Annotated in this window: 8 protein-coding genes and 1 tRNA gene; 2 read left to right on the top strand and 7 right to left on the bottom strand. The window is 45.9% G+C overall.

Going from position 1 to position 12,763, the window contains the following annotated elements; genetic code table 11:
• Positions 1–8: 8 nt before the first annotated feature.
• Genes pulA through DWX62_RS17240 form a run of 3 tightly spaced genes read right to left on the bottom strand, consistent with a single transcriptional unit; the run spans position 9 to position 2,912 of the window.
• The gene (gene pulA / locus DWX62_RS17230; RefSeq protein WP_117951728.1) at positions 9–2,006 is read right to left on the bottom strand and encodes a type I pullulanase; all 1,998 of its coding nucleotides are present in this window, start codon (positions 2,004–2,006) and stop codon (positions 9–11) included.
• 34 nt (positions 2,007–2,040) lie between these two features.
• The gene (ruvC, locus tag DWX62_RS17235; protein WP_005826381.1) at positions 2,041–2,610 is read right to left on the bottom strand and encodes a crossover junction endodeoxyribonuclease RuvC; all 570 of its coding nucleotides are present in this window, start codon (positions 2,608–2,610) and stop codon (positions 2,041–2,043) included.
• Positions 2,607–2,912 carry a DUF4286 family protein gene (locus DWX62_RS17240; protein WP_005826379.1) on the bottom strand — a complete coding sequence of 102 codons (306 nt, stop codon included), beginning with the start codon at positions 2,910–2,912 and terminating at the stop codon, positions 2,607–2,609. Before DWX62_RS17240 ends, ruvC begins: the two co-directional genes overlap by 4 nt.
• A gap of 103 nt (positions 2,913–3,015) precedes the next feature.
• Between DWX62_RS17240 and DWX62_RS17245 the strand changes: the two genes are divergently transcribed.
• Together DWX62_RS17245 and DWX62_RS17250 are read left to right on the top strand one after the other, a co-directional pair.
• Positions 3,016–3,089, top strand: a tRNA-Ala gene (locus DWX62_RS17245).
• Between the two features lie 94 nt (positions 3,090–3,183).
• Positions 3,184–4,107, top strand: a complete 924-nt coding sequence (locus tag DWX62_RS17250; protein WP_022401656.1) for an urea transporter — start codon at positions 3,184–3,186, stop codon at positions 4,105–4,107.
• Here DWX62_RS17250 and DWX62_RS17255 read toward each other — a convergent pair.
• The 4 genes from DWX62_RS17255 to DWX62_RS17270 form a co-directional block, all read right to left on the bottom strand.
• Positions 4,035–5,231, bottom strand: a complete 1,197-nt coding sequence (locus DWX62_RS17255; protein WP_117680532.1) for an MFS transporter — start codon at positions 5,229–5,231, stop codon at positions 4,035–4,037. The genes DWX62_RS17250 and DWX62_RS17255 overlap by 73 nt on opposite strands.
• Before the next feature lie 117 nt (positions 5,232–5,348).
• Positions 5,349–6,686, bottom strand: coding sequence for a RagB/SusD family nutrient uptake outer membrane protein (locus DWX62_RS17260; RefSeq protein ID WP_009036592.1), 1,338 nt, complete (start codon positions 6,684–6,686; stop codon positions 5,349–5,351).
• A 19-nt stretch (positions 6,687–6,705) separates the two neighbouring features.
• A complete protein-coding gene (locus DWX62_RS17265; protein WP_117680533.1) occupies positions 6,706–9,999 on the bottom strand; it encodes a SusC/RagA family TonB-linked outer membrane protein in 3,294 nt (1,097 codons plus the stop codon).
• 43 nt (positions 10,000–10,042) lie between these two features.
• Positions 10,043–12,685 carry a zinc-dependent metalloprotease gene (locus DWX62_RS17270; RefSeq protein WP_117713544.1) on the bottom strand — a complete coding sequence of 881 codons (2,643 nt, stop codon included), beginning with the start codon at positions 12,683–12,685 and terminating at the stop codon, positions 10,043–10,045.
• Between the last annotated feature and the right edge of the window lie 78 nt (positions 12,686–12,763).

The following is a 12,763-nucleotide window of genomic DNA, read 5'->3' on the forward strand; positions in this document are numbered from 1 at the left end:
TCCAATCATCATTTATACATAATCAGTGCCGATTGGGCCGGAACAACAACTTCGGGGCCGTACAGTGTGCCCAAACCTTGTTCATTGATAAAGCCATCCTTGCAGACCACTGTATATTTACCTTCGGGTACGGTAAGTTTGGCAGGCTCCTTACGGGCATTCAAGACTAGTATAATATCTCCCCATGCATCACCGTTGGCATTTTCTTTCAGACGGTAAACCACCACATTGCTGCCGTCAACCGGTAGAAATTCCAAATGCTTACGCACCAAATCCGCATCACCCATACGGAAAGCCGGATGCTTCTTACGAAGCTGTATCAACCCTTTATAATAAGCAAATACATCTGCATGCTCCGCCTTTCGTCTCCAATCAATCGCATTGATGGAATCGGGACTCTCAAAACTATTGTGTACTCCCTTCTTGTCACGCATCACTTCCTCACCGGCATAAATAAACGGTACACCTTGGGAAGTGAATACGGCTGTTTGCGCCAGTTTGTCAAGCTTTGCCAATTCTACGGGAGTAATACCCGGGATACTTGCTTTCAGCCTATCCACCAAGCACATATCATCATGGCAGGAAACATAGCTGATCATCTGTGTAGGTTGTTCCGCCCACGGATCCTTACTATAATTCACAGAGTCATTATTTACTTGCGGATGCCTGATGGCTCCTACAATACCAAACTTTATGCTCTCCTCTCCTCCCGGCAATCCGGCAAGGAAAGCACCTTGATGATTATCATTGAACGGACCGCGCAAAGCATCACGCATTTCGTCAGAGAAAGCAGCAACACCCGGCATCTTATAAGTATTGGCTTTCATTGCCAGAGAATCTTCCGCCATCTGTGGAGCCGATGCCGCCCATCCTTCACCATATATAAATATAGTCGGATCTACAGACGTTGCCGCCTTACGGATTTCGTTCATTGTCTCGATGTCATGAATACCCATCAGGTCAAAACGGAATCCGTCAATGTGATATTCATTAATCCAATGTAATACAGACTCTATCATGTATTTACGCATCATCGGACGGTTGCTGGCAGTTTCATTGCCACAAGCCGAACCGTCTGCATACGTTCCGTCCGGTCGCTGACGGTAAAAGTATCCCGGCACTGTACGTTCAAAATTACTGTCGGATGTATTGAAAGTATGGTTATACACCACATCCAGAACAACACGGATACCTGCTTTGTGCAAAGCCTGCACCATCTGCTTGAATTCCCGGATACGAACATCCGGTTTGTAGGGGTCGGTAGAATAAGAGCCATCAGGCACATTGTAATTCTGCGGATCATATCCCCAATTATACTTGTTCTCGTCCAGCTTTGTCTCATCAACGGAGGCATAGTCATAAGACGGAAGGAGATGTACATGTGTCACCCCCAATTCTTTCAGATGGTCAATGCCGGTTGCCAGCTTGTCGGGACTTACCGTTCCTTGTTCTGTCAGTGCCAGGAACTTTCCTTTATGCTCAATGCCCGACGACGGTTCGATGGACATATCACGATGGTGCATTTCATAAAGAATCACATCGGCAGGAGAGGCCAATGCCGGACGTTTATCATCTGCCCATCCTTCGGGGTCCGTGGATTTCATGTCGATGATGGCGGCACGTTTTCCATTCACCCCTACAGCTTTGGCATTGATACCCGGAGTATCCCCCAGCCACTTATCATTGATTTTCACATTGAATGTGTAGAATTTACCCATCAAGTCCTTTTCAACTTTAGTTTTCCAAGTTCCTTCTTCAGAGGGTTCCATTGAAATAGTTTCATAGGCATGCCCTCCATCTCCTGCTTCGAACAACATCAGGCGAACTTCATCTGCCGTAGGTGCCCACAATGTGAATTGCGTGGCAGCAGGTGTATATTCCATCTCTGTCAGACTACCCGAACGGACAGGGTAAAGTTCGTACGAAGCATACTCCGTCTTCGCGGGAGTGCAGCTTACAATCGTCGTTGCAGCCACTCCAATGATAGCAAGTTCATTCAATTTCATGATATTATTTTTAGATTCTACATTTCAATTCTTATCACTTCTTCACCTTATCCGGATTTTTGGCAATAAAGTCTTTCCAGCCATGATAGCCTTTCTCCACCGTGGGACGCCCCATCTGCAGAAAGTGACAATAGGCAGCAGCAAGCCCGTCCGTTGCATCCATAAAAGTAGGCATATCCTCTTTAGGAAAATGCAGCATACGCTGCAACATGTCCGCCACCTGTTCCTTGGATGCTTGTCCGTTTCCGGTGATAGCCATCTTTATTTTTAAAGGAGCATATTCCGTAATGGGAATATCCCTGCTCAAAGCAGCTGCCATTGCTACGCCTTGCGCACGCCCCAACTTCAACATGGACTGTACATTCTTTCCGAAGAAAGGGGCCTCAATAGCGAGCTCGTCAGGCAAATAACTCTCTATGATACTCAGTACCCGTTCATGAATATGGCGTAACTTCAGATAGTGATCTCCAAATTTGCGGAGGTCGATAATTCCCATGGCTATCATTTCCGGCTTGACACCTGCCACACGCAATACTCCATACCCCATAATGGTGGTACCAGGGTCTATACCCAATATAATTTTCTCTTTGACCGGTTGTATCACACTATTACCTCCATCAATGTAGGAAAGCCAATCACTTTATCTTTAAAGATATTCAGTAATTCCTCGTTCAGTTTCACTCCTTGCTCTTGATGCCAACGATGCAGTTTGGCAGAGTTTTCCACCTCAAACTGAACAGAATAGCAGATGCTTCCTTCTTCAATATGACTCAAGATACGGGCTATACGTGGAGCATACAATGTTCCGTTCTTTTCTACCTCGGGAAGATAGTGTTCCTGCATCCATATCAGGAAGTTTTTGTCTTCTCCTTCCTCTACATGATAAGTGGTATTATATATCAGCATAACTTATTTTTTCAAATTCTTTCGCAAACATAGCAATTATTTCAGAATAATGCATTATATTTGCACCATCAAAAACGAAAGCAAGCCTGCAAACGTTGGCAACGGGGCGTTAGCTCATCTGGCTAGAGCGCGACACTGGCAGTGTCGAGGTGATGAGTTCGAGTCTCATACGCTCCACGAAAATTAAAACGGTTAGATTAGTCTAATCGTTTTTTTTGTACGCATTAACGAGCTATAAATTTACATATAGTCCATTTTCATTCGACAACTCATGAAAGAAGCTTTTACACGCAAGTCATTACTTATTTTAGGACGTGGCATAGGGCAAGTCATGTTCCAAAACAATGCATTGTCCGGATTATTGATGTTGATTGGAATCTTTTTGAATTCATGGCAAATGGGCCTATTGGCTGTAAGTGGCAACATAATAAGTACGTTGACAGCCCGTATCTCAGGATATGACTGTGATGATATAAAAAATGGATTATATGGTTTTAACGGTACACTGGTAGGAATAGCCGTAGGGGTCTTTATGCTTCTGACTGTAAGTTCCTTGATGCTGATGGCTATTGCCTCGTGTGCATCTACCTACATTGCACGGTTTTTCAACATGCAACGCGTGTTGCCCGGATTCACTACCCCTTTTATCCTTTCTGTATGGATGCTGCTGGGATTGTGCAGTTGGCTGATGCCTGACATGCTACTCGTCTCTGATACAGAAACACCCGCTTCTTCCTCCATAAATTACTTACAATGTTTCAGTATGGGCATAGGCCAGGTGATGTTTCAAGGAAACATGATGACCGGACTATTTTTCCTTGCAGGCATTCTCGTGAATTCCCGGAATGCAGCAGTATATACCATATTGGGAGCACTTCTCCCCCTCCTCCTAGCCACATTATTGGGAGTGGATTCCGAAGCTTTGAATATGGGTCTGATGGGATATAATGGCGTATTGTGTGCCCTTGCTTTAGGAGGTAAAAGCTGGATGAGCTGTATATGGGCTGCATGTTCCGTTTTACTCTCTGTTGTATTGCAAATTGTGGGAATGAATTGGGGAATTATTACATTGACCGCACCTTTCGTTCTCTCCGTATGGCTGACAATGGGAATAAAAAATCTCTATCTCTTTTTCAAATTAGGCAGAAAGCAAGCCACCAACCCCAGTAAAGGCATAAAGGCACATACATTATAAACAGCCTCTATACCATACTTATCTGCCATACCTCCCAATACAGCCGAAGCGATACCGGCAATTCCAAAAGCGAAACCAAAAAACAACCCGGAAATCAAACCCAGCTTATTGGGTAGCAATTCCTGGGCGTACAGCAATATGGCAGGAAAAGCGGAAGAAAGCATCAGACCGACACAGAAGCTCAGCACTACTGTCCATGCAAGCCCTACGTGAGGCATCATCATACTGAATGGAGCCGTTCCAAGAATGGAAGCCCAGATAACATACTTACGTCCTATCCTATCACCTACGGGACCTCCCACCAATGTTCCGATGGCAGTGGCTACCAGGAAGACAAACAAGAAAAGCTGTGAAGCCTGAACAGTAACACCAAATTTATGGATCAGATAGAATGTATAGTAGCTCGTCAAACTTGCCATATAGATATATTTGGAGAAGATAAGTATCAGCAGAATACTTATGGCAAACACCGTCATTCTTGAAGAAAGGGGACGCTCTATCTTTCCTGCCACAAGCATCGGGCGTTTCTTGATATGATTCAAGTAGGAACGGAACCAACGACATATAGGAATCATCACCACGATGGCAATCAAGGCAAAAACCGTGAACAAGGCAATGTGATGCCTCCCGTAAGGAGCTACCAGCAAAGCCACCAGTAACGGTCCAAGCGAGCCACCCAAATTCCCGCCCACCTGAAATAGAGACTGCGCCAGTCCGCGTTTTCCGCCGGAAGCCAGAAAAGTAATACGTGACGCCTCCGGATGGAGTACAGACGAACCGATACCCACAATGAATACCGAAGCCAGCAACCAATACAGATTAGTAGCAAAAGCCAGATTCATGATACCGACCAAAGTAAAGCCCATACCTATCGGCAATGACCAGGCAATGGGGCGCTTATCAAAGAACAATCCCATTAGAGGCTGAAACACGGACGCCGACATCTGATACACTAACGTAATCAGACCAATCTGGGCAAAACTCAAGGATAAATCCTCCTTGAACAAAGGGTATACTGCCGAAATAACCGATTGCAGCATATCGTTCAAACAATGCGAAATACTCAATGCTATAAGAATAGGAAAAGCAATTCTACGGATAGGAGGTCTCTGATTCTGTATCATCTTATACTGTCTATTACAAAAAACGGTGCAAAGGTACGTAAAAAATACATATCCAATCCACATAAAGACAAAACTCCCCGATTCTCGTCAATACAGAATCGGGGAGTTTTATCTTTATCAGTTCAGCAATCCCGGATTGGCTTCTATGGCTTCTTTCGGAATGGCCAATGTATAGCGGGCATCATTCTCTTCGAGTACATAACGCGTACCATCAAGCACTTTCTCCAAACGCGGACGGGTGGAACGACGAAGGTCAAACCAGCGATGTCCTTCAAAAGCAAGTTCACGGGCACGTTCATCTAATATTTCCTGTACCAACGCTTCCTTATCCATGGCATTGACAACAACGGATTTCGCTTCGTAGGCCTCCGGTGCATAACGTTTCCGCATCAGTTCCAGCAGGCGGGTACGTGCCTGAGACAGTTCTCCAAGTCGGGCAGCAGCCTCAGCAGCCGTCAGATATATTTCACCCACACGGAAAGTACACAAGTAGTTATTGCTTCCCGCCTTCTTATTCTTCCGGAAACCTTTTTCATCCGTTTCAGCAAAATATTTGTCCAGCCGAAGGTCGTTCTCAACATAAAGGGAGAGAAAAACCGGAGTAGCCAGAGCAGCCCCATTGATTGTACTGCTCAGAGGCGTCTCCAGTGGAGTAATATTTTCCACGGAATTATAACTGTTAGGAAGAGTTGCAGAGGCATCATTCAAATCTACCAATACAGACTTCACGGCAAGCACTGCCTCAGCAGCATCCCAAGCCGCCTGCCACTCGCCCTTATAAAGGGATACGCGTGATTGAAACGCCTCTACCGAAGCCGCATTGAAACGATATGAATATCTCTGTTCCCATTCTGCCTTCGTGACCAGTTTGCGTGCCTCGTCAATATCTGCTTGGATGGAAGTATAAACTTCTTCCACCGTATTGCGTTTCAGGACTTTCTCTAAATCCGTATCCAATTTCAGCGGTACCGATTTGGTATCCAAAGCTCCCTCCTTAGTATAGGGCTGTCCATAAAGATTTACCAATAAGAAATGTACATAAGCACGGAGCATATACGCTTCTCCTACAAGCTGATTTATCTCTTCCTCAGTGCCTTCCTTAATATCACTTCTGCTCTCAATAACGTGATTGGCAATAAAAAGCACATTGTAATACTTGGCCCATTCAAACGATGAGGTATAGGCATTGGGAGCAAGGTCGTTCCAGCGCTCTATATCCATATAATAATTTTGGTCATATTCATTATCCCGAACCTGCATCTCGTCGGAACGGAAACAAGCCATTCCCCGGTCACTGAATTTACTCACGTCCTTATAAGAACGGGCAAGCAACGCTCTATACTCAGCCAAAGAATTGGGAATGACACTACCAGTAGGCTGTATATCCAGATAGTTGTCGCATGCCGCAAGCAGAAGCATGCAGGCCATTATCATCAGACTTATTGTTTTCTTCATTTTCTTTCTGCTTTTGAAGTTAGAAATTCAAGTTCAAACTGAATGTAACCGACTTGGGTACGGGAGTTGCATAAGGATTGTACATCGACTCCGGATCCATGTAGTTATTATATCCCGAACCAAACACGAAGAGATTGCGTCCTTCAATAGATACCGTTGCCGAGTTCATTCCCAAACGCTTTGTCAGGAGCTCAGGGATACGGTAACCCAGACGCAGATTCTGCAAACGTACGTAGTTCAGCTTCTTCACCCAGATATCCAAATCTCTCCAGATGGTTTTAGAATCATACCAGGAGTACTCTTCCGGGTTGGAAGCACTCAGCATAAATGCCGGAAGCTCCGCATTCGGGTTTTCCGGAGTCCAGCGGTTCAGCACATCCGCATTATAGTTCTTGCCATAATCCGGATTGATGATGTCATAAGAGGGTTGCGTACGTACGTACCCGCCAAACGTCAAAGAGAAATTGACATTCAGCTCCCAGTTTTTATAGCTGAAGGTATTAATCAAACCTCCCGTATAAGGAGCATCGCTACTCCCGATATACGAATAAAAGGTTCTCTCTTCGGCTGCAGTTACATCGGAAGAGGCAATACCTATCCCCCACTCGTCCTTCAGGCGGTAAAGCTCCTTCAAGGTCACTTTCTCTCCCTCCGGATTATAGAACATCATATTACCGGTTTCCTTATTCACTCCCGCAGTCTTCAGTGCGAAAATTGCCCCTACGGGATAGCCTTCACGTCCCGGAGTGGTCTGCTGCTCCGGTATGTTTTCCTGCAATACCTTATTACCGTTATAGGCAAAATTGAAATTTGTGTACCAGGAGAAGTTCTTTGTCGTTATGTTACGGGTAGACAAGCTGATTTCCACACCTTTGTTCTCCATACTTGCCCAGTTGACGTTCATCGAAGTAAAGCCCGTCTCCAGAGGAAGCATGCGCAAAGCTATCAAATCGGTACCCTTACGGTAATAATAGTCCACGCTCAGATTGATAGCCTGGTTCAATACAGAAAAATCAAAGCCGGCATTGACAGACTGCGTCTTTTCCCAACGCAACTTCTTGTTGGGAGCGGAATTAATGATAATTACATCTTCCGATACTCCGGGCAAAATACTCTCCGACCGATATGTACCCAGCAGGAACGGAGAAGTATTCTTGTCAATATTTCCCTGCAGACCGTAAGATGCACGGAACACCAGGTTATCCACCCACTTGGCCTGCTGCATAAACGGTTCTTGCGACAGACGCCACAAGGCACTGACAGAATAAAGAGGAAGATAGCGGTACTTCTTATCCACACCGAAAAGATCGGAACCGTCAAAACGGATACTTCCTCCCACCGTGTAGCGATTCAATAAAGAGTAAGAGGCCGTAGAGTAGAAAGATACATAAGCATTCTCCTTATACGTCGTCTGATGGAGCGGGAAAGACGTGGCGTAACTTTCGTTGGGGAAAATCACCGGTTTGGTCGTCAACGTCTTGCGGTCGAAGCCATACCCTGCCGAAAACAAGGTTTCATACCAGGTCTTGCGCAGCTCGGTACCCGCCATCACTTCCAGTTCATGAATATCATTGAAACTGTCGCGATATTCTCCCATCGCCTTCCAAGTAATCTGTGAATTGGAGTTTTCATAAGACTTCTGCATACCTCCTTCGGGCAGGAAGTGTTTGGTTTCTCCGCCCTGGGAGTATTCGCTCAACTTATAGTAATAGCGCATGGCATAGCTTTCCCAGTCCGCTATTTCTTCTCTGGAAGTCTTTTCCAACTGATAGCCAAACTGGGAAGTCAGCTTCCACTTGTCATTGAACCGTAGCTCCGCATCAAATATAGATGAAAAAGAATTCACCACGCTTTCATTAGACGTGTTCTGCCGTTCTTCAAAGATGTTGAATCCTAAATCCTTATCAGTGTTGTTCTGAATATCGTAGTCGTAATTATAGTTGCCATTCTTGTCATAAAGTTCAAAATACGGATTAGCCTTGCGTGAATAGAACACGGGATTCGACATACCGTATGCATCTGTCAAGTAATTGGTATTTTTGCGACGGTTGGCAAACATGGAGGCACCCACTTTCAGTATACTGTTCACCTTATAGGAAGTCTTTCCTACCAAGTTGAAACGGTCCATACCCACACCGTCCACATTTCCATCCTCTTTATAATAGCCGAAAGAGGTATAATACGTAACCCTTTCCGTACCGCCGGAAAGGCTCAAGTTATATTCCTGGCTGAAAGCATCGCGGAAAAGGATATCTCCCCAGTTTGTATTAACACTCTTCAAACGGTTGATGGCAGCTTGTGTATCACTGCTCAAGGCATCCCATCCTCCATTCTGGAAAGCAGACAACTCATTGTAATTGGAAAGAATATTATATACGCCTCCTTTATGATTGTCCGGAGAATAGTTATTACGGATCATATCCATTTCCAATCCGACTTTCTCCGCTGAGTTCAGCAAGTTCAACCGGTCAAGGCTCAATGTAGGAGTATAGGTAAACCGGGACGAGAAATTGATAACCGGTTTACCGACCTTACCCTTCTTTGTTGTAATCACAATGACGCCATTGGCTGCCCTCGCACCATAGATGGCAGTGGCTGCCGCATCCTTCAGAATGGTGATATTCTCAATATCTGCCGGATTCAAGCCTGCAATGGAAGATTGCTTCATGTTGGTTATGTCATTCAGCTCATCCGGTTCGGGAACATCCGTTCCCTCCAAAGGAATGCCGTCCAGCACCCACAAAGGGTCTTGTGTACCATTCAATGAAGCGGTACCGCGAATGCGTATCTTTGCCGGAGCACCCGGAGCACCGGAAGTCGGGCTGACAGAAAGTCCGGCAATTTGTCCGGCAAGTGCCTGGTCGATACTTTTTACTGCACCGATGGTCTCGTCCGATATATCCAGTTTGGATACCGCTGCCGTCAGCTTGCGGCGCTCCACTGTCTGGTAACCCGTCACAACAACGGCATCGAGCATTTGGGAAGATGCATGAAGTGTTATTTCATAATGTTCCTTTCCCGGAACAAGCTTCACTTCCAATACGTCATATCCCACGTAGCTACAAAAGAAACGGGTTATCCCCGTAGGTATAGCGATAGAGAACTGACCATCCACATCAGTGATGACCCCCATTGTAGTCTGAGCACTCCCCGCCTTTTTCAAGTCTTCCGCAGTCACATAAACGGAAGCACCGATAAGCGGTAGGTTATCCTCTGAAGATATTACTACGCCCTGGACTTTTTTCTCTGCAGCAAAAGCAGATGACAAAGCTCCTACAAAGCATAGCAAAACGATTAATACACGTTTTTTCATGCGTTACATATAAAATTAATTAATACTCTATTGAAAAGAAAAATCACTTTACTCCTAATGCAGTATTGATACGCAAAATCAAATCCTTATAATGATATTTAGTGGCTATATCCGATGCACCCAGACGATTTTGGAGCAATTCTTTGATGCGAAGCAACTCACCACGCTTCACGGAGATGACATCAGATACGCGGTTTATCTGCGAACCGTAGAAGTTCAGTTCGCGGTGTGCACCCATACGGTCGGCATCCAAAGTCTTACCGGCATGCTCGTCACAGCTGCAAAGGGCAGTCTGATGGTCCAGCAAGAAGTGGTTGTCCATCAGTTTTTTGTTTATTTTCACTCCTTCGCTTTCGGCAGCTGCCGTAATCAGTGCATCTACGAAGTTCTTCTGCAAAGCACGTGTCATGACGTCCGGCAAGGCACCGCGTTCCGTAGTGGCAAAGATGTTGCGATGCAGGCCATCCATCAGCTCTACCACCGTGAAAGCCTTTTTGCCGTTCACCGATTCGTTCTCCAACATACGCATCAGGCGGTTGTTGCCCAGCAAATCCCAAAGGATATAGGATTGGGCATTCTTCAACACTTGTGTCGGTGCATTCTCCACTACGCCCAGTGGAGTGTTGCGCAGCAAGTAAGTGTACTCTCCCACTTCCGTGTCGAACAGCCATTTGGGATAGGTCAGCACTTCGTCCAGCAGAAACTTCAGGGCGGCTTGCTGCTTTTCTTTTTCTACGAAAGTATAGGTTTTCTGTCCGTCGCCCACAACGGTGTTTTCTATATAGATACCACCGATGTTTGCCAATACATGATAGAGGTAATTGTTCCATTGGTTGATAACCGCATAGTATAGGCGGGAAGCTTCTTCATAAGTCTGTCCTTTCTCGCCAGTAGTAGTCCATTGGATGATTTGAGGAACAATACGCTTCAAGTTCTCAATACCCAGCAGAGATGAGCGGACAGCATCATCGCCCAAATCTTCATTCTGCGCACGCGGGTCTACGGCATCACGTACATCCTGCGCCTCACTATATTTATATAAACGGTCTGTATGACGGCTCAGGAAGTCGGCAAGCAAGTCCTTCTCTGCCTCTGGGGTTTCTTTACCATACCAACGATAGCCGTATTCTATGGCAAACATATCATACGGACCGATATGAGGAGAAAGCTCCGTAACACCGTCACCCGGCTGTGCCACATAGTTGAAACGTGCATAGTCCATGATAGAGGAGGAAGTGGTATTCATACGATCCGTAAATGTTTTGGAACGCAGGGAATCTGTCGGAAAAGTCCAGGAAGCAATCATATTGTGGCGCAAGCCCAACGAGTGCCCCACCTCGTGGCATGCCACAAAACGCATGGCATCACCCATCAGTTCATCCGGCAGCCTTACTCCTCTTGCTTCGGGACGTACGACACCGGTTTGCACTGTAATCCATTCCTGGAGCATGCCCAGCACATTATGCCACCACATGATGTCCGCTTCCAATATCTCGCCCGAACGGGGGTCGAGGATAGAGGGGCCCATGGCATTGGCTTTGGTGGAGGCGGCGTAGGTCAGCACGGAGTAGTTCACGTCATCCTTATCCACATTCATGCTGTCCGTCAGTTCCTTGGCTATGATAGCATTCTTGAATCCGGCACGTTCAAAAGCAGCCTGCCAATCCTCGATTCCCTGCTTGATATATTTCCGCCAACGACGGGGAGTGGAGTTCTCGATGTAGAACACAATCGGTTTGGCCGGTTCCACCAATTCACCGCGAAGGTAACGCTCCCGGTCTTCCGGTTTCGGTTCCAGACGCCAGCGGGTGATGAACGGTTTCTTGTCTACACGCTGCTGACCGTCACTGTAATTTAATAACGGATTAGTAAAATAACCTACACGCGGACTATCCAGACGTCCCATCATCGGTTTCTCCGGCAACAGCAACAGAGAGGAACTGACTTCGACCGTAACAAACACAGTCGTTGTTCCCTCAGTCACCTTAGTTGTCAGCTCGGAAGTAGCTACCACATTGTTCTCAAAAGCTTTGATAGATAAAATGCGGGAGAGATTCTTGATGGCCGAAGTTCCCAGGTTGATATTCGTAAAGACATTATTGATACTCGTCTCCGTACCATCATAAATATCGTTGACCTTGACCACTATCATGGTAGAGTCATTATTGAATGCCTCTATCTTGAAGCCGGCTATCAGCGGAGAAATATAATTATCCAGTACGGACTGCCGTATGGCATCCTCGTCCGGTGCCAACGGAAGAGGACGGCTCTGACGTACCAACAGCTTGTTGGCAGCCTTGTCCAATTCAAAACGCACCATCTGATTTTCGTAATTCGTACCACGGTTCACACCCGCCTCATTCAGTTCGGAAGGCACACGTTGTAATTTATTTACTACCAGCATATCACGTCCCAACAGCCTTGCCGGCACTTCAAAGTAATAATCGCTCTTCTTCTGGTAAACATTGAACATTCCCTTGCGGGCAATAGCATCGGAACCAGTCAATTTTTCGTAGTCGCTCTTGGATTGAACGCTGTCCTTGGTTTCACTCTTCTTTTTCTTACGGAACCATCCCATAGCTTCGGGAGAAGCAAAATCAGATGTACCGGCATGCAACAATACGGCAGGCTCACACATGAGTACTCCCGCAACTGCCACGACTGGCAGGATTGTCTTCAATTTCATCAATTCAAACTCTAACTTTAATGCAACAATTACTCCGTTAACTCTCTCTCTTTGACGTATGTTAATAAATACCAACCG

This window comes from Bacteroides sp. AF20-13LB (genome assembly GCF_003603065.1).
Classification (GTDB): domain Bacteria; phylum Bacteroidota; class Bacteroidia; order Bacteroidales; family Bacteroidaceae; genus Bacteroides; species Bacteroides uniformis.

Coding starts and splice junctions, on each gene's coding strand:
- pulA (WP_117951728.1), bottom strand. CDS start 2,006: ATGAAATTGAATGAACTTGCTATCATTGGAGTGGCTGCAACGACGATT.
- DWX62_RS17240 (WP_005826379.1), bottom strand. CDS start 2,912: ATGCTGATATATAATACCACTTATCATGTAGAGGAAGGAGAAGACAAA.
- DWX62_RS17250 (WP_022401656.1), top strand. CDS start 3,184: ATGAAAGAAGCTTTTACACGCAAGTCATTACTTATTTTAGGACGTGGC.
- DWX62_RS17255 (WP_117680532.1), bottom strand. CDS start 5,231: ATGATACAGAATCAGAGACCTCCTATCCGTAGAATTGCTTTTCCTATT.
- DWX62_RS17260 (WP_009036592.1), bottom strand. CDS start 6,686: ATGAAGAAAACAATAAGTCTGATGATAATGGCCTGCATGCTTCTGCTT.
- DWX62_RS17265 (WP_117680533.1), bottom strand. CDS start 9,999: ATGAAAAAACGTGTATTAATCGTTTTGCTATGCTTTGTAGGAGCTTTG.
- DWX62_RS17270 (WP_117713544.1), bottom strand. CDS start 12,685: ATGAAATTGAAGACAATCCTGCCAGTCGTGGCAGTTGCGGGAGTACTC.